The following is a 17,690-nucleotide window of genomic DNA, read 5'->3' on the forward strand; positions in this document are numbered from 1 at the left end:
CGACAATCCTCGCCATTGCCTGAGGGCGTCCTCGTCGGGCAGACATTCTCCGTCGCCACCCTGCCAAGCGCAGACCCCGCCGCGCGGACGCGCCGTCGGCCTCCGCCCGCGGCAGACTGTAGAATGTCGCCCGTTCCAGGTACCAAGGAGCCGCCCATGGCCAAGCGCTACGATCGCCCCCCGCACCCGGAAGGCCCTTTCAACGCCGACCGCGTGGCCGATAGCGATCCCCCCGAGCAGGAGGAGCTGGGGGCGTTCCAGGAGCGCATGCAGGTGCGGGCCCGGGAGCGCACCCTGCTGTTCCTTGGCGCGTTGGGGGTTGCCGCTGTCCTGGTGCTGGCGACCCGCCACGAGCCCCAGATCGCCGCGTTCATGAACGCCAGCGAAGAGGCGGTGGGGGTGGCGCTGCTGGGCCTGACGATCGGCGCCATCGTCCTCTGGGGCTACACCCTGCACCAGCTCATGGACCCGATCTTCGGCGATGTCCTGGGCGCCCGGAGCGATCTGGAGGTGATCGACCCCGATGTACCCGATTATCGCCGGCTGTTGATCGTGGCGGCGCTCATCAACCAGGCGGCCACAGGCTACTTCCGCGCCCTGCGCGAGACCTGCGACCGCGAGGTCCGGCTCGGCGATCTGCGCGCCTTACGCCAGTATCTGCGCCAACTGAAGAATCCGAACCTGGCCGGTGCCGCTGCACCACCGTCCACCCCCCAGGACGACTGGGAGCGGGGGTACGTGGTCTGGTCGGAACACAGCTACCGGTTCTTCCTCGATGAGCTGGATACGCTGGACTACATCGAATTCCTCGACGGGGAGCTGGAGGGGGTCTCCCTCTACTTCGGCCGGCCGGGGGAAGGGAGCTTTCCCTACAAGATCATCAGCTGCCCGGACGCGGTCCTGGAGGCCTTCGGTGACCGCAGCGGCCTGGAGGAGCGGATCGACGAGGAGCTGGAAGATGTGCTGGAGGTCTTCGGCGGCTGGGGGCAGGACCTGGTGCTCTACTAGACTGGCTTGGGGCGGCGGCCAGCACCCGGCGTACCGGCCGCCGCCGGCCGGTCAACCCAAAACCATCGGGTAGACATACTGGTACATTGGAAACGAAGCAATGGTGCTCAAGCCGACCACCAGGAAGGCATGGAGCAATACCCGCCGATACCCTAGATAGATCCCCAACAACAGCCCTACCACGGGCAATAGCACGGCGCTCAGATAGGCAACCACCATCAGCCAAGTCGGCACCGCCCCCCGTCTCGCAGCAGATTCCGCCATCGGTCATGCACTCCCTGAAACGAAAAGAACCCCCGATCGGCGGACACTGCACGTGTGCGCTGAGCGGGGGTTCGTCTCGATGACTGACTGGTAGCGGGGGCAGGATTTGAACCTGCGACCTTCGGGTTATGAGCCCGACGAGCTACCTGACTGCTCCACCCCGCAATGGTGAGGCGCATTCTAGGCACCAGGGAGCCGAGCGTCAATTCATCGTGACGCACGACCGGAGAGGCGGCGGCCCGGATGGCCGCGCCGAAAAACGATCTGCCGAGGCGCAACGCCCGCCGGGCGGGGCCTGCGCCCCGCCCGACGACCGCCCCGGGGAGGCTCAGACGCTGTAGTACAGGTCGAACTCCACCGGATGGGTGGTCATGCGCAGGCGCGTGACCTCCTCCATCTTCAGCTCGATGTAGGCGTCGATCAGGTCGTCGGAGAAGACCCCGCCCTGCTTGAGGAACTCCCGGTCGTTGTCCAGCGCCTCCAGCGCCTGATCGAGCTGGAAGGCGACCTTGGGGATCTCCTTCTCCTCCTCCGGCGGCAGGTCGTAGAGGTCCTTGTCCATCGCCTCGCCGGGGTGGATCTTGTTGCGGATGCCGTCAAGACCGGCCATGAGCATGGCGGCGAAGGTCAGGTACGGGTTGCCCGTGGAGTCCGGGAAGCGCACCTCGATACGCCGCGCCTTGGGGCTCGAGACGTAGGGCACCCGCACCGAAGCGGAGCGGTTGCGCGCCGAGTAGGCGAGCAGCACCGGCGCCTCGAAGCCCGGCACCAGACGCTTGTAGCTGTTGGTCGAGGCGTTGGCGAAGGCGTTGATCGCCTTGGCGTGCTTGATGATCCCGCCGATGTAGTAGAGCGCCTCCTCCGAGAGGCCGCCGTACTGATCGCCGGTGAAGATGTTGCTGCCGCCCTTTGACACCGACTGGTGGACGTGCATGCCGTTGCCGTTGTCACCCACCAGGGGCTTGGGCATGAAGGTGGCGGTCTTGCCGTAGGCGTGGGCGACGTTGTGCACGCAGTACTTGAGCGTCTGCAGCTCGTCGGCCTTCTTGACCAGGGTGCGAGCCTTGGTGCCGATCTCGCCCTGCCCGGCGGTGGCCACCTCGTGGTGGTGGACCTCCGGCTCCAGGCCCATGTCGCTCAACGCCTGGCACATGGCACCGCGGATGTTGTGCAGCGAGTCCACCGGCGGGACCGGGAAGTAACCGCCCTTCACGCCGGGGCGGTGGCCGATGTTGCCATCCGGGTAAACGCGCTCGGAGTTCCAGCCGGCCTCCTCGGAGTCCACCTTGTAAAAGCAGCCACTCATATCGGCGCCCCAGCGGACGTCGTCGAAAACAAAGAACTCCGGCTCGGGGCCGAACAGGGCACTGTCCCCGATCCCGGTGGAGGCCAGGTACGCCTCGGCCCGCTTGGCGGCCGAGCGGGGATCGCGGTCGTAGCCCTGCAGGGTGCTGGGCTCGAGGATGTCGCAGACCAGCTTCAGAGTGGGCTCATCGGTGAAGGGATCAAGGACGGCGCTCTCTGGATCCGGGAGCATGATCATGTCCGACTCCTGGATCCCCTTCCAGCCGTCGATGGAGGAGCCATCGAACATCTTGCCGTGCTCGAACAGATCCTCGTCGACCTGGGAGACGGGCAAGGTCACGTGCATCTCCTTGCCGCGGGTGTCGGTGAAGCGCAGATCGACGAACTTCACGTCCTCATCCTTGATGAGCTTGAGTACGTCCTTACCGGTTGCAGCCATGGGGTTCCACCTCCGAATCGGCTAATCAATGTTCCCCAGCTGGGGCTCACGAAGGTGTTAGCAATCCCTGTGCCAGCTTCCGGGATTCCCGCCCAGACGGGGCCTTATGATGGTGCAGCCGAGCGGGATGGACGCCCGATTGCACAATCGTGATGCAACCGGGCACGAGTGCGCACTCTCATAGTGCGACCCGGGAGGGGCTCTCCCGGGGCCAGGCGCTATCGCAGTTCCTGTAGCTCGTCTCGCGTCTCACGCAGCATCTCGCCGAGCACGCCCAGCATACGGACATCGTGCTCGGCCAGGGCATCCGGACACTCGCGCTGAATCGCCACACGAATGCTGCTCTCGCGAATGCCCTTGCGCTGGTAACGCTCGTCGAGCGCTGTGATGGCTTCTTGCTGCTGCTCGAAGGGCATGTCGTCGGCGTTGCGGATGTAGTCGCAGTAATCGGCAGCCAGCGTGCCAGCGTCACCACCGCTGCACGCGGCCATCAGGGCGCCTGCAATCCCCAGGCACCCTGCTCCGACCCAACGCCGAAGCCGACGGGACATGGCGACCTCCTGTTACTGATCCACCGAACGCTTGAGCGGCGCCCCAGGCTTGAAGCGGACGTTCATGCCGGCGGGGATGTCGATCAACTCCCCCGTCTGCGGGTTGCGCCCTTGCCGCTCGGGGCGCGCGACCACGGCGAACTTGCCAAACCCGGGGATCGAGACATCCTCCCCGCTCGCCAGGCTCTCCTCGATGCCCGTAAAGACAGCATTGACCGCATCCGTGGCGACACGCTTGGAGACCCCGGTTTCGGCTGCGACCTTGTCAGCCAGATCGGCTTTGTTCATGCGCTAATCTCCGGTTTGTTACAGGTTGGGAATTGGGCGTTCCGATTCTAGCCCAGGCCCGCCGGGGACGGGCAGCGGACCTAGGCGACCAGCTCGTCGATCCCCTGATTGGCCAGGGCATCGGCGCGTTCATTCTCGGCGTGACCGGCGTGGCCGCGCACCCAGCGCCACTCGACCCGATGGTAGGCCGCCAGCTCATCGAGCCGCTGCCACAGATCCTGGTTGAGCACGGGCTTGCGCGAGGCAGTTCGCCACCCCCGGCGCTTCCAGCCGTCCAGCCACTCGGTGATCCCACGGCGCACGTACTGCGAGTCGGTGGTCAGAACCACGCGGCAGGACCGCTCTAGGGCCTCCAGGGCCCGGATCGCCGCGGTGAGCTCCATGCGGTTGTTGGTGGTCTCCGGCTCCCCGCCGTAGAGTTCACGCTCATGCTCGCCGTAGCGCAGCAGCACGCCCCACCCACCGGGGCCGGGATTGCCCCGACACGCGCCGTCCGTGAATGCCTCGACCACACCGCGCTGCTCGGTCACGCACTGCCTCCTCGATTCAGGGCCTGCACGCGGACCCGTCCCGCCGGATGCGCTGCACCGACGCGAGCCCCTCGACCCACGCGCTCGACCAGGGTATGCCCCCGTAGCGATCCCGGCTCCCGCCGCACCGCTACGGTCATCTGTACGCCGGCGGCAAAGCGCCCGAGCCGGCGGAGCCTATCCTCCCACGGATCCAGTCGCTTTTGCAGGCGTTCACCCTGCATGGGCAACCGAAAACAGAGCGAGTGACGCGCCAGCGTCTCGAACCCGCAACGCCGCAGGTGGACCCCCACGCTGGACGCCGGCCACTGCCGCCCGCGCCACGGGGCCCGGGATGACCGGCACCAACCCCACAACCGACAAACGCCCCACAACCCCAACGGATTGAAGGTCAGCACGACCAACCGCCCCTCGGGGGCCAGCACTTGGTACGCCTCGGAAAGCACGGCCGCCGGCTCTTCACCGAACTCGAGGACGTGACTGAGGATCACGGCATCGACGCTGTGGCCGCGAAACGGCAGCTGCTGGGGGGTTGCCACTAGATCGCCCCCGGGCCCCACCCGCCACTGCCGGACGGTGGGGGCCAAAGGCAACGGATGGGCAACCGGACCGATGCAGACCGTATCACCAATCCCCAAATGCGCCAGGGCGTCGGCCACGGCCCCGCGCTCGGCAGCACCGACCCGCTGCCCCAACGGTGTGCCGTACCAGGCGTGAAGGTTTTGCATATGCCCCCCGTGGCGCGCATTCTTTCAGGTCCAACCTTACCCGAGGACTGCACTGAACTCATCTGCTCGCCCCCTCCGGCGCCCCGAAGAAACGCTGCGGCCGCGGGGGGTTTGCCGCACGGGCTTGACACGGTAGGATGCTCGGCGATGATTAGCGCCGAACCCCTCGCGGCACTTGCCGATAATTACATCTGGATGGCCCGGGACCACGCGGGCGCCGCCGCGATCGCCGTGGATCCAGGCGACGCCGAGGTGGTCGCGGCTTGGCTGAACGACCACCGCCTTCGCCTTGCCGGCATCCTGGTCACCCACCACCACGGCGATCACACCGCCGGCGTGGCGGAGTTGGCCGAACGGCACCAAGTGCCCGTGTTCGGCCCCGCTGGTGAGGCGATCCCGGCTGTCAACCACCCGGTCTCCGGCGGGGATCACTTCGCCCTGGATGGTTTCGGTGACTTCCGGGTACTGGACTGCCCCGGGCACACGGCCGGGCACATCGCCTACCTCTGGGACGGCCACCTGTTCAGTGGCGACACCCTCTTCGCCGGGGGCTGCGGCCGAGTCTTCGAGGGCACGGCCGGGCAGATGCACGCCTCCCTGCAGCGCCTCGCCGGACTGCCGGCCGATACCCGGGTCTGCTGCGGGCACGAATACACCGTCAAAAACCTGGAATTCGCCCACCGGGCTGATCCGGACAACGAACGGCTGGCCCAGCGCCTGCAGGCGGCTCGGCATGCCCGCGCCGCGGGACAGCCTACGGTCCCGTCGACGCTGGCCGAGGAGCTGGCCACCAATCCGTTCCTGCGCGCGGATCGCCCGGAGCTGCGCCGTTCGGCTCAGGACTGGTGCGGCAAAGACCTGGAGCAGGCGGATCACGTCTTCGCCGCGCTGCGGCAGTGGAAAGACGCCAGCTGAGGCCCGGCCACCGCCGGTACCGAGCAATCAAGAACAACAACCCGGACCTTGGGGGCATGACCGTGGACGTGAAACGGACAGCTGCCGGAGCGTTGACCGCGCTTTCTGTCACCGCCTGCACCAGCTTTGACTCGCGCACCTTTGTCCATGATCTGCACGGTCCGGAAGCGGACGGCCGGGCCATCCCGGCCTGGGTGCGGGACCTGGAGACCGAAACCCTGGAAGCCGGCCTGGGTCGCCCCTTCGAACTGACACCGGACTATGACTACCAGCCCGGCCACTACACCCGCACCGTACCCGACTACCCCCTGCAGGTCTGGGACAGGCTGCGCACCTCGTTCCGGATCGACCGCTACGAGAACGAACGGGTCGAGCGCGAACTGCAGCTCTTCGCGGGCCGCGATGCCTATTTCGAGGCGGTCGGCCGGCGGGCCGAGCCGTACCTTCACTACATCCTCGACGAGCTCGAGGAGCGCGATCTCCCCGCCGAACTGGTCGCGCTCGCCATCGTCGAAAGCGGGTTCCGCCCCTTCGCTTACTCCCACGGTCGGGCAGCCGGCATCTGGCAATTCATCCCGAGTACCGGACGTTTCTTCGGCCTGGAGATGAACTACTGGTACGACGGCCGACGGGATCTGGTTGCCTCCACGGACGCGGCCCTGGACTACCTGGAGCGGCTCAACGAGGCGTTCGATGGCGACTGGCTGCTGGCCATGGCCGCCTACAACGCCGGCCAAGGTAACGTGCGGGCCGCTATACAGCGAGCCCGCGCCGAGGGCAAGGACCCCAACTACTGGAACCTGCAGCTGCCTGCCGAGACGATGCGCTACGTCCCGCGCATACTGGCGATCCGGGATATCCTTCAGGATCCCGAGGCCCACGACGTGGCACTGCCAAACATCCCCAACAAGCCGCGCATCCGGGTGGTCGAGGCGGACCGCCAGATCGACCTGGCGCTGGCCGCCGAACTCGCCGATATCTCCATCGACCGGCTCTACATCCTCAACCCCGGTCTCAACCGCTGGGCCACGGCCCCGGAAGGGCCGCATCGCCTGGTACTCCCCAAGGAGAACGCGGACCGGTTCGAGCGGGAACTCGCCGCCATGGACCCGGAGGACTTTGTCGAGTGGCGCCGCCACCGCATCGAATCCGGCGAGACACTGACCCACGTCGCCAACCAGTACAACGTCACCGTCGAGCTGCTACGGGATATCAACGGGCTGCGCGGCGATACCGTGCGCGCCGGCGACCACCTCTACGTCCCCGTCTCCAGCCGCCCGCCCAGCGAGTACTCGCTGAGCGCTGCCAATCGCCTGGAGGCGCTGCAGAATCGGGAGCGCCAGGGCGAACGGCGCGAGCATACGGTGCAGGCGGGCGAGACGCTGTGGGACATCGCCCGCACTTACAATGTCGGGGTCAAGGAGCTGGCACGCTGGAATGGGATGGCGCCCGGGGACACCCTGCGGCCGAGCCAGGAACTGGTCGTCTGGGTCGAGGGAGACGTCATGCAGGCCGCCGGCGGTCCCGGCGACAGCAGCACCCAGTCGGTCACCTACACGGTCCGCCAGGGGGACTCGCTGGCCCGGATTGCGCAGCGCTTCAACGTTAACGTCGGGGATATCAAGCGCTGGAACGGGATTTCGGAAGGCTCTTATCTACATCCCGGGGACCAGCTGAAGCTGGAAGTCGACGTTACGCAGCAAAGCAGCAGCCTTTAGCAGCACAGTGGGACCAGGTGTTGGCCCAAGGCCAGGCGCTGGGGCCTTGAGGCTCCGGGCACCGCGGCGCAGCCGTCGTCAGCGCTGCGCCCCCTCCTCCTCGCGCTCCGGGAGGGTGATGTTCAGCTCCAGCACCTCGTGCGGCCCGTCGCGCTCGACATCCACCCGCACCGCGTCCGGGTCGACCGTCACGTAGCGGCGAACCACCTCCAGCAGCTCCTGACGCAGCATAGGCAGGTAATCCGGTCCGCCACGCTCGGCCCGCTCATGGGAGACGATGATCTGCAGCCGCTCCTTGGCGACGCTGGCGCTGCCGCGCCGGCTTCGCCGCCGCTCACGAAAGTAGTCGGCGATCCCCATAGCCTTCATTAACCTCCAAACATCCGGCCAAACAGCCCGCGGCGCTCCGCCTGCAGGAACCGGTGGGGCCGATCCTCGCCCAGGTAGCGAGCGATGGCGTCGTCGTAGGCCTGCCCGGCGTCCTCGCCCTCTTCCAGCACCACCGGAATCCCGGCGTTCGATGCATTGAGCACGGACTGCGACTCCGGGATCACGCCGAGCAGATTGATGGCGAGGATCTCCTGGACATCCTCGACACTGAGCATGTCCCCCTTCTTGACCCGTTGCGCATCGTAACGGGTCAACAGCAGATGCTCCCGCACCGGATCGTCGCCCTGCTCCGCCCGCCGCGTCCGGCTGGCAAGCAACCCGAGGACGCGGTCGGAGTCGCGCACCGAGGAAACCTCGGGGTTGGTCACCACGATGGCGTCATCGGCGTGATACGAGGCCAGATGCGCCCCACGCTCGATACCCGCCGGCGAATCGCAGATGATGTAATCGAACTCCGCCCGCAACTCATCGAGCACGCGCTCGACCCCATCCGGGGTCAGCGCGTCCTTGTCCCGGGTCTGAGACGCCGGCAGGATCGACAGGTTCGACAGCCGCTTGTCCTTGATCAGGGCCTGATTCAGCCGCGCATCCCCGTTGATCACGTTAACGAAATCGAACACCACCCGGCGCTCGCAGCCCATCACCAGATCCAGGTTGCGCAGGCCGACATCGAAATCGACCACCGCGGTCCGATGGCCGGCCCTGGCGAGCCCGGCCGCCAGCGAGGCAGCCGTGGTCGTCTTGCCGACCCCGCCCTTGCCGGATGTTATGACGACAATCCTCGACACGCGTGCTCCCCCGTCGTGATTACTATTTTCCGAAGGCCTCAATCCGCAGGCCCGAGTGCTCATCCAGGTGGACGCGAGCCGGGCGGCCGATCAGATCGGTGGCGATCCGCTCATTGACCTGGTATTCGCCGGCCACGGAGACCAGCTCCGCTTCCAGTCCCTGACAAAAGATACTCGCCCCGGCGTTGCCTTGCACCCCGGCGAGTGCGCGGCCTCGCAGCGCACCATAGATGTGGATGTCGCCGTCGGCCAGGACCTCGGCCCCCGGTCCCACCGGACCGAGCACCACTAGACTGCCTCCGCGCGCATAGATCTGCTGCCCGGAGCGCACCGGCGTCTCGATCACCCGTGTGGGCGCGGGCGCGGTAGCCGACGGGGCAGGTGTGGCCTCGCGCCGCGCAGGCCGTCCAACCGCCTGCCCGCCGGTGTCCCGCTCCTCCTCGGCAGGCAACACCCCCAGCCCGGCGGACTCGAGCCGCGCCGGATCCACACCGTTACCACGCACCGCCACGGGGGCCGCGCCCAGAGCCCGCATCTCGCGGGTCAGACGCTGCAGATCCAGCGCCCCGCCGTCAACCCCATCGAGATCGAGAAGCATAGGCGCCCCGCGCAGCAGGCGGGGCGCCTCCTCGAGCTTTGCGGTCAACTGCCCGATCAGGGCATCGACATCGGTGGTCAGGACCCGGACCACCGTTAGCGTCGCCATGCGTCCCTTGAGTTCGAAGGCCTCCGACGACGATGCATCCGGGGGTCTTGATGCCATGGTCACCCTCTTCAGCCGGCCAGCAGGTTGTTGACACGCCGGACATAGGCCGCCGGATCCTCAAGCTGCCCGCCTTCGGCGAGCAGGGACTGCTCGTAGAGGGTCAGGGCCCAGTCCTCGAAGCGCTGCCCCGATTCTGCCCCCAGCCGCTCGATCACCGAGTGATCCGGGTTGATCTCCAGCGCCGGCTTGCCGGTGGGCAGCTGGTGGCCGGCAGCCTGCAGCAGACGCTGCATGCCCATGCCAAAGTCATACTCGCCGACCACCAGGCAGGTCGGCGAGTCCGTCAGCCGGTGGCTGACCCGAACCTCGCTGACCCGCTCCCCCAGGGACGCCTGCAGACGCTGGCACAGCTCTTGGCAGGCCTGCTCCTTCTCCTCGCGAGCCTCCTTGTCGCCCTCCTCACCAAGGGCCTCCAAGTCCAGCTCACCCTTGGCCACCGAGGCCAGCTGCTTACCATCGTACTCATGCAGGTGGGCCACCAGCCACTCGTCCACCGGATCTGGCAAGAGCAAGACCTCGATACCGTGGCGCCGGAAGATCTCCAGGTGGGGGCTATTGCGCGCGGCGTTGAAGCTCTCCGCCGTCACGTAGTAGATCTTCTCCTGGCCCTCCTTCATCCGGGCGACATAGTCGTCCAGGCTCACGTCGGGGGTCTCTTTCTCCTCGTGCGTCGAGGAGAAGCGCAGCAGCCGGGCGATGCGCTCCCGATTACCGGGATCTTCGGCAACGCCCTCCTTGAAGACCCGGCCGAAGGCCTGCCAGAACGCGGCGTAATCTTCCGGCTCGTTCTTGGCCATGCGCTCGAGACGGTCGAGGATACGCTTGACCGAGGCCGAGCGCAGCGAGCTGATCATCGGGTTGTGCTGGAGCATCTCGCGGGAGATGTTCAGCGGCAGGTCATCGGAATCGATGACGCCCCGCACGAAACGCAGGTAGCGCGGCAGCAGGTGCTCGGTGTCCTCGGTGATGAACACCCGCCGGACGTAGAGCTTGACCCCGTGCGCGGGCTTCTGCTCGTAGAGGTCGAACGGCGGCCGCTTGGGAATGTAGAGCAGCGAGACGTAGGACTGCCGCCCCTCGACGTGGTTGTGGATCCAGGTCAGGGGATCGTCGAAGTCGTGGGCAACGTGCTTGTAGAGTTCGCGGTAGTCCTCGTCCGAGACCTCGCTCTTCGGCCGCATCCAAAGCGCCGAGGCCCGGTTGACGATTTCCCGGCCTGGCTCCTCCGCCCCTTCGCCGGAGTCGTCGTCCGAGGCCGTGCTCGGCACGGGCATCTCGATCGGCACCGAGATATGATCGGAGTACTTGCGGATGATCTGCCGCAGGCGCATGCCGTCACAGAATTCCTGTTGCGCCTCGGGCAGATGCAGCACCACGGCCGTCCCCCGTCCGGAGCGCTCGATGGTGTCTACCGTGTAGGAGCCCTGGCCGTCGGATACCCAGCGCACGCCCTCGCCCGCGGGCGCGCCGGCCTTGCGGGTGTAGACCTCGACCCGGTCGGCGACCACGAAGGCCGAGTAGAACCCGACCCCGAACTGCCCGATCAGCTGCGCGTCCTTGTGCTGATCACCGGTGAGCTGCTCGAGAAAACGGCGGGTTCCCGAATGGGCGATGGTCCCGAGGTTCTCGATCACGTCGTCGCGGCTCATGCCGATGCCGTTGTCCGCCACCGTGATGGTGCGTGCCTCGGAATCGAAGTCGACACGGATCTTGAGCTCAGGGTCGCCTTCGTAGAGGGCCTCTTGCTGGAGTGCCTCGAAGCGGAGCTTGTCGATGGCATCCGAAGCGTTGGAGATGAGCTCGCGGAGGAAGACCTCCCGATTCGAGTACACCGAGTGGATCATCAGGCTCAGCAGCTGCTGAACCTCGGCCTGGAATTCGAGGGTCTCGCTCTGCGTACCTGCGCTCATGGGTGGGGTCCCCTCCTCCTCTCGTTGAACACGTGGATCCGCGCGCCGGAGCACGGCGTCGACGGCCTGCGTCGTCCGGATGTGGGACCTTCTGCGCGGCTTTTCAAGGGGACGGACCGCGAGGCGCCGACGCCCGTTGCTCGCGCTCCAGCAACCACGCCTTGAACTGCGTCAAATGGCCCTGTCGGGCACCGGCGTAACCACCGCTGCCCCGAAGCCCCACCACCCGGTGGCAGGGGACAAGCAGAGGGAGCGGGTTGGCCCGGCACCCGGCACCGACGGCACGCGGAGAGGTCCCGAGACGCCGTGCTAGCGCCCCGTAGGAAACCGTCTGCCCCGGCTGCAGCTCGAGCAGGGCGTCACGCAGGCACGCCTGAAACGGGGTAGCGGCCGGCGCCCGCGGGAGCCGCGCCGGACCGGCGGGGTGCTGCTCCCACGACTCTAGGCAGCGCACCACGCGAAGGGCCTGCGGATCAGCGGTCTCGTCCGGTGCCGGCGCGAGAGCATTCACCGAGACCGCCACACGGGCCACGCGCCCCTGCGCGTCCAGGAACACCCCCAGCCAGAGGCCACCGAGCCGTGCCACCCCGTGCGGAGCGGGACCACTGCTCACGGCCCTCGGCCCGGCTCGCTCAGAAGAGGTCCGGAGACTCGCCGTCCTCGAGCTTGGTGCGCGGGCGCAGGGCCACATCCCGGCTCGGGATGTAATCGCCGGTCACCATCTCCTTGTAGCTGCTGCCCGGCCCAACCATCGGGAACACGCCAGCATCGGGATCGATCATCACCTCAAGGAAGGCCGGCCCGGGGAACTCGACAAAGGCTCGCAGGGCCTCCTCAAGCTCCGCCTTATCGGCGACCCGGCGGGCGAATTCATAGCCGTCGGCCTCCGCCGCCTTGATGAAGTCCTTGCGGTGCAGCGACTTGTCCGACCCGGAAAAACGATCGCCGAAGTAGAGCTTCTGCCACTGCCGGACCATACCGTCGCCGACGTTGTTCAGCGACAGGATCTTGACCGGCAGGTCGTAGGTCGTGGCCGTCTCCAGCTCGCCAAGGTTCATGCGCAGCGAGCCATCGCCATCGACATCGATGACCATCCGGTCCGGACGCCCGAGATAGGCGCCAATGGCCGCCGGCAGGCCAAAGCCCATGGTACCCAGGCCGCCAGAGGTCAGCCACTGGCGCGGACCGCGGAAGTCGCAGTACTGCGCCGCCCACATCTGGTGCTGGCCGACGCCGGTGGCGATGATCGCCTCCCCTGCCGTGAGCTCGTTGAGTTTCTCGAGGACGTAGTGGGGCTGGATCAGCGCGCTGTCGCGATCGTAGTTCATCGGATGGCGCTCGCGCAGACCGCGGACGTGCTCGAGCCAGGCGTCGAAGCGAGGCTCGAACCCCATGGATTCCCCATAGCGCAGCAGCTGGCGCAGGCTACGCCCGGCCTCGCCGACGTGCGCCCAGTCAACCCCCTTGACCTTGCCGATCTCGGCGGCATCGATATCGATGTGGGCGATCTGCTCGGCGAGCGGCGCGAACTCCTCCACCTTGCCGGCCACACGGTCATCGAAGCGCGCGCCGACCGCGATGAGGAAATCGCAGTCCTCGACGGCGTAATTGGCGTAGGCCGTCCCGTGCATGCCGAGCATGCCCAGATAGAGATCGTCGGTGGTATCCATCGCGCCCAGCCCCATCAGGGTGCTGACCACCGGGATCCCGAACGTTTGTGCGAAGTCGCGCAGCTCCTGATGGGCCTCACCGTTGACCACGCCGCCGCCGACGTAGAGCAGCGGCCGCCGGGAGTGCTCGAGCATCTCCATGAAGGCGCGGCACTTGCGGTCCGAGAGCTTGGCCGAGCGCAGGGACTCCATGCGCTGACGATAACCGCGCACCTCCAGAACCCCTTCGCCCCGGAACTCGCCGATCCAGTTCTGCATATTCTTGGGCACATCGACTACGACCGGACCGGGACGTCCGGAGCGGGCCACCTCGAAGGCGGTGCGCACCGTGGCCTCGAGCTGCTCCGGGTCGGTGACCAGGAAGACGTGCTTGGCACAACTGCCCATGATGTTGACGATGGGCGCCTCCTGGAAGGCATCGGTCCCCATGGCGTGGGTCGGCACCTGGCCGGTGATCGCCACGACCGGCACCGAGTCGGCCATGCAGTCGCGAATCGGGGTCACCGTGTTCGTCGCCCCAGGGCCCGAGGTCACCAGGAAGCAGCCCACCTTACCGGTGGCGCGCGCATAGCCGGCCGCCATGAACCCCGCACCCTGCTCGTTGGCGGGGACGATCAGCCGAATGGGGTCCTCCTCTTCGCCGGCCTGTTGCTCCTTCCGGCGGCGCTCGTTGTACTTGAAGATGGCGTCGTAAGTGGGAAGGATCGCGCCGCCGCTGTAGCCGAAGAGCGTATCCACCCCCTCCTGCGCCAGGACCTCTACAATGATTTCACCGCCGCTCATGGTCTTGCCGGCAAGCGGATGGCGGGTTGCGTCGGTCTCTGCCTGGGGGTTGACGATTGCGGTATCCATTTTCCTCACGGCTCTTCGGCCTCTCGATTGCTCCACGAACACTGCAAGCGGGCGCGCCGGGCGACGCGACCGCCGCGGGGTACGTACACCGGTGGACCGGACATCCTACGCCGCCACCTGCCTGTTCAGCAAGGATACTCTGCCCCGGAAACGCCGCCCGGCACCGCGAACGAGGCGATCACTCCGGGGCGGCTTCCTCATCGAGCTGCAGTGCCACCGAGTTAATGCAATAACGCAGCTGGGTCGGTGGCGGACCATCGGCGAAGACGTGCCCCAGGTGAGCGTCACAGGTCGCGCACAGGACTTCTTCTCGGACCATGCCGAGGGAACGGTCTTCCCGGATCACGATCTGGTCATCGTCGACCGGTGCCCAGAAGCTGGGCCACCCGGTACCGGACTCGAACTTGGTGCGCGAGGAGAACAGCGCTGAGTTACAGCACACGCACCGATACACCCCGGACCGATCACAGTGGTAATAGGCCCCGCTGAACGGTGTTTCGGTGCTGCCCCGCCTGGTCACCGCAAACTGCTCCGGCGTCAGCAGTTCCCGCCACTCCGCCTCGCTCTTGTCGATCTTGGCCACACGTCACCCCTTCGATCTACCGCCGTGCCCGGACCCGGACGGGCTACACCGTCCCATCCACTTCCCTTCAACATAACGGGGGATGGCGCCGCCGACCACCCAGGTGCCATCCACCGGCCACGGCGCTATATTGAGAGGATGACATCCGCACGGGAGCATGTACCCCATGGCAGCCAGAGCGGTCCATGAACTACCCAACGAAGTCGAGGTCGTCGAGCACCAGTGGATCACCATGCGCGACGGCACCCGTCTTTCGGCGCGCATCTGGAAGCCCGCCGGAGCGGAGCGGAACCCGGTCCCGGCGGTGCTCGAATTCATTCCCTACCGCAAGCGCGATATCAAGCGCATGCGCGACACGCAGATCCACCACTACTTCGCGGCCCACGGCCACGCCGGGGTGCGGGTCGACCTGCGTGGCAGCGGGGACTCCGAAGGGGTCCTGACCGACGAGTACCTGCTGCAGGAGCAGGAGGATGCCGAGGACATCCTGCGCTGGCTCGCCGAGCAGCCCTGGTGTACCGGGGACGTGGGGATGATGGGCATCTCCTGGGGGGGCTTCAACGCCCTTCAGGTGGCCGCCCGCAGGCCGCCGCAGCTCAAGGCCGTGATCGCCGTCGCAGCCACGGATGATCGCTACGCCGACGACGTCCACTACAAGGGCGGCTGCCTGCTCAACGACAACCTGTCGTGGGCATCGGTGATGTTCGCCTTCAACTCCATGCCACCCGATCCGAAGATTGTCGGCGACCGCTGGCGGGAGATGTGGATGCAACGCTTGGAAGACAGCGGACTATGGGTCAAGCGGTGGATGAGTCACCCGCAGCGCGACGACTACTGGCGCCACGGCTCGGTCTGCGAGGATTACAGCGCCATCCAAGTCCCGGTGATGATCGTCTCCGGCTGGGCGGACGGCTACCCGAATCCGGTCTTCCGCCTGGTCGAAAACCTGCAGGCTCCTTGCAAGGGCCTGGTCGGCCCCTGGAGCCATATCTATCCCCATATGGGGCTGCCAGGCCCCCAGATCGGCTTCCTTCAGGAGGCACTGCGCTGGTGGGATCAGTGGCTCCGTGGCGAGGAGCGGGGCCTTCTGGAGGAGCCGCGCCTGCGGGTCTGGATGCAGGACAGCGTGCGCCCGCGCACCCAGTACGCCAGCCGCCCTGGCCGCTGGGTGGCCGAGCCGAGCTGGCCGTCGCCGAACATCGACTGGACCCGGCTGCAACTGTCACCGCGGCACATGCAGTGGCCCGGTGAACCTCCGCCGGAGACCGACGCGGGCAAACCTGTGGCCATCCAGTCGCCACTCTCCCTGGGGCTGTTCGGCGGCAAGTGGTGTTCCTACAACAACGGCCCCGACCTGCCCTACGACCAGCGCGAGGAGGACGGTGGCGCCCTGATCTTCGACACGCAGCCCCTGGAGGAGGCGGTGGAGATCCTCGGCGCCCCCGTCGTGGAGCTGGATCTTGAATCCAGCAGGCCAGTGGCGCAGATCGCCGTGCGCCTCTCCGACGAGGCCCCGGACGGCAAGGCGACCCGCGTCACCTACGGCGTGTTAAACCTCTGCCACCGCAACGGCCACGACCAGCCCGCCTACCTGGAGCCGGGCAGCCGTGAACGCATCCGGGTCCCCCTGGACCACATCGCCCAGTCATTCCCCCGGGGCCACCGCATCCGACTCGCTGTATCCACTTCCTACTGGCCCCTGGCCTGGCCGCCACCGCAGCCGGTGCGTCTGACCCTCTATCCGGAGGGCTGTCACCTTGATCTACCGGTGCGCCCGCCCCGGGAGGAGGACCGGGGGCTGCCCGCGTTCGATGAGGCCGAGGCGGCGCCACCCCCGGCATCGACGGCCCTGGAGCACGGCCACGGCAATTGGATCGTTTCGCGCGACCTGGCACGGGATGAGTCGACCCTACACGTGATCGAGGACGATGGCCGCGCTTACCTGGAGGACGTGGACCTGGAGGTCGAACGCTCCGCGGACGAGTGGTATCGGGCACGCGGCGACGACTTCACCTCCCTGAGCGGCGAGGTCATCCACCGCCGACGGCTACGCCGCGGTGACTGGTCGATCTACACCGAGACCCGCACCCTGCTCACCTGCGACGAGGGCCACTTCCGAATCCACGCCACCCTAGATGCCTACGAGAACGGGCTGCGCGTCTTCGCCAAGACCTGGGATGAGCGGGTGCCGCGCGCTTTCCTCTGAACCGCGGCACGCGGCGATTCAGACCTGCTCGGTCGCCGCCCCGACCAGCGCCGGCAGGATCTCGCCGGCGCTGCCGCGCAGGCTCCAGTCCGCCACCGGGGTCAGCGGTGTGGGCTCCCGGTTGACCTCCAGGACCGGGATATCCCGCTCCAGCGCTTCGAGCGGCAGGGAAGCAGCCGGCTGGACCAGTGAGGAGGTGCCAACGGAGAGGACCAGGTCGGCCTCCCGGACCGCAGTCACCGCAGCCTCGACGGCACCGGACGGCAGGGCCTCGCCGAACCAGACCACATCCGGACGCAGCAGATCGCCACTGTGCGGACACCGCGGCAACTCCGGGGCATCCGAAGCGCCGGCTACCGCACCCTCGAAGACACGGTCGCGGTGGATATTGCCGTGCAGCTCGATGATGTCGTGGCTCCCGGCGCGCTGGTGTAGGCCATCAACGTTCTGGGTGATTACGCGCAGGCCGCCAAGTTGCCGCTCCCAGTCGGCCAAGGCGCGGTGCCCGGCATTGGGCTCGGCCTGTTCGGCCAGGCGCCGGCGCTGCGCGTACCAGGCCCACACCCGGCGGGGGTTGCGCCGGAAGGCTTCCGGTGTAGCCAGCTCCTCGGGGTCGAAACGCTCCCAGAAGCCGCTCTGCGCATCCCGGAACGTCGGCACACCACTCTCGGCCGAGATCCCGGCGCCGGTCAGCGCCACCACCCGGGCGGCCCGATGAAGCACCCGCCTGAGCCCCTCTTCGATGTGCGTCACTTGCAATCTCCTCGCCACCAGTCAGG

At 67.2% G+C, this 17,690-nt stretch carries 18 protein-coding genes and 1 tRNA gene; 4 read left to right on the top strand and 15 right to left on the bottom strand.

From position 1 onward, the window contains the following. Positions 1–156: 156 nt before the first annotated feature. Positions 157–1,008 carry a hypothetical protein gene (locus CCR79_RS08525; protein WP_201170897.1) on the top strand — a complete coding sequence of 284 codons (852 nt, stop codon included), beginning with the start codon at positions 157–159 and terminating at the stop codon, positions 1,006–1,008. 51 nt (positions 1,009–1,059) lie between these two features. Here CCR79_RS08525 and CCR79_RS08530 read toward each other — a convergent pair whose 3' ends face one another. The 7 genes from CCR79_RS08530 to CCR79_RS08560 all read right to left on the bottom strand — a co-directional run bounded on the left by CCR79_RS08530 (position 1,060) and on the right by CCR79_RS08560 (position 5,113). Next, on the bottom strand, positions 1,060–1,272 hold the full coding sequence (locus CCR79_RS08530; protein WP_201170899.1) for a hypothetical protein: 213 nt from the start codon (positions 1,270–1,272) through the stop codon (positions 1,060–1,062). 88 nt (positions 1,273–1,360) lie between these two features. Next, positions 1,361–1,437: transfer RNA gene (locus tag CCR79_RS08535), tRNA-Met, on the bottom strand. Positions 1,438–1,600: 163 nt separating this feature from the next. Then, positions 1,601–3,016, bottom strand: coding sequence for a glutamate--ammonia ligase (glnA, locus tag CCR79_RS08540; RefSeq protein WP_201170901.1), 1,416 nt, complete (start codon positions 3,014–3,016; stop codon positions 1,601–1,603). A gap of 218 nt (positions 3,017–3,234) precedes the next feature. Next, positions 3,235–3,567: a hypothetical protein gene (locus tag CCR79_RS08545; RefSeq protein WP_201170903.1), complete on the bottom strand. Its 333-nt coding sequence runs from the start codon at positions 3,565–3,567 to the stop codon at positions 3,235–3,237. A 12-nt stretch (positions 3,568–3,579) separates the two neighbouring features. Then, positions 3,580–3,855, bottom strand: coding sequence for an HU family DNA-binding protein (locus CCR79_RS08550; RefSeq protein ID WP_201170905.1), 276 nt, complete (start codon positions 3,853–3,855; stop codon positions 3,580–3,582). Between the two features lie 80 nt (positions 3,856–3,935). Then, on the bottom strand, positions 3,936–4,385 hold the full coding sequence (gene rnhA, locus CCR79_RS08555; RefSeq protein WP_201170908.1) for a ribonuclease HI: 450 nt from the start codon (positions 4,383–4,385) through the stop codon (positions 3,936–3,938). Continuing rightward, entirely contained in the window at positions 4,382–5,113 is a 732-nt protein-coding gene (locus CCR79_RS08560; RefSeq protein ID WP_201170911.1) for a class I SAM-dependent methyltransferase, read from the bottom strand. Before CCR79_RS08560 ends, rnhA begins: the two co-directional genes overlap by 4 nt. 147 nt (positions 5,114–5,260) lie before the next feature. Between CCR79_RS08560 and gloB the strand changes: the two genes are divergently transcribed. Further along, on the top strand, positions 5,261–6,028 hold the full coding sequence (gloB, locus tag CCR79_RS08565) for a hydroxyacylglutathione hydrolase (protein WP_201170915.1): 768 nt from the start codon (positions 5,261–5,263) through the stop codon (positions 6,026–6,028). Positions 6,029–6,120: 92 nt separating this feature from the next. Next, positions 6,121–7,746: a lytic transglycosylase gene (locus tag CCR79_RS08570; RefSeq protein ID WP_242510880.1), complete on the top strand. Its 1,626-nt coding sequence runs from the start codon at positions 6,121–6,123 to the stop codon at positions 7,744–7,746. Positions 7,747–7,824: 78 nt separating this feature from the next. Here the strand turns inward: CCR79_RS08570 and minE are convergent, their stop codons facing one another. The 7 genes from minE to msrB form a co-directional block, all read right to left on the bottom strand. Then, positions 7,825–8,106 (bottom strand): cell division topological specificity factor MinE, encoded by a 282-nt coding sequence (gene minE, locus CCR79_RS08575; protein ID WP_011814375.1) that lies wholly within the window; start codon positions 8,104–8,106, stop codon positions 7,825–7,827. Positions 8,107–8,114: 8 nt separating this feature from the next. After that, a complete protein-coding gene (gene minD, locus CCR79_RS08580) occupies positions 8,115–8,924 on the bottom strand; it encodes a septum site-determining protein MinD (protein ID WP_201170918.1) in 810 nt (269 codons plus the stop codon). A 22-nt stretch (positions 8,925–8,946) separates the two neighbouring features. Further along, positions 8,947–9,687, bottom strand: coding sequence for a septum site-determining protein MinC (gene minC, locus CCR79_RS08585; protein ID WP_201170921.1), 741 nt, complete (start codon positions 9,685–9,687; stop codon positions 8,947–8,949). Positions 9,688–9,698: 11 nt separating this feature from the next. Beyond that, a complete protein-coding gene (gene htpG, locus CCR79_RS08590) occupies positions 9,699–11,600 on the bottom strand; it encodes a molecular chaperone HtpG (RefSeq protein WP_201170924.1) in 1,902 nt (633 codons plus the stop codon). Between the two features lie 103 nt (positions 11,601–11,703). Beyond that, positions 11,704–12,213 carry a methylated-DNA--[protein]-cysteine S-methyltransferase gene (locus tag CCR79_RS13830; RefSeq protein WP_345941491.1) on the bottom strand — a complete coding sequence of 170 codons (510 nt, stop codon included), beginning with the start codon at positions 12,211–12,213 and terminating at the stop codon, positions 11,704–11,706. A gap of 19 nt (positions 12,214–12,232) precedes the next feature. Continuing rightward, positions 12,233–14,122, bottom strand: a complete 1,890-nt coding sequence (ilvB, locus tag CCR79_RS08600) for a biosynthetic-type acetolactate synthase large subunit (RefSeq protein WP_201170929.1) — start codon at positions 14,120–14,122, stop codon at positions 12,233–12,235. A gap of 178 nt (positions 14,123–14,300) precedes the next feature. After that, entirely contained in the window at positions 14,301–14,705 is a 405-nt protein-coding gene (gene msrB / locus CCR79_RS08605) for a peptide-methionine (R)-S-oxide reductase MsrB (RefSeq protein ID WP_201170932.1), read from the bottom strand. Positions 14,706–14,871: 166 nt separating this feature from the next. Here msrB and CCR79_RS08610 point away from each other — a divergent pair, with 166 nt between their 5' ends. After that, positions 14,872–16,911 (top strand): CocE/NonD family hydrolase, encoded by a 2,040-nt coding sequence (locus CCR79_RS08610; RefSeq protein WP_201170934.1) that lies wholly within the window; start codon positions 14,872–14,874, stop codon positions 16,909–16,911. 18 nt (positions 16,912–16,929) lie between these two features. Here CCR79_RS08610 and CCR79_RS08615 read toward each other — a convergent pair whose 3' ends face one another. After that, positions 16,930–17,664 (bottom strand): SIR2 family NAD-dependent protein deacylase, encoded by a 735-nt coding sequence (locus CCR79_RS08615; protein WP_304118980.1) that lies wholly within the window; start codon positions 17,662–17,664, stop codon positions 16,930–16,932. Positions 17,665–17,690: the final 26 nt, after the last annotated feature.

The sequence above is a fragment of the Halorhodospira halophila genome, assembly GCF_016653405.1.
GTDB lineage: Bacteria > Pseudomonadota > Gammaproteobacteria > Nitrococcales > Halorhodospiraceae > Halorhodospira > Halorhodospira halophila_A.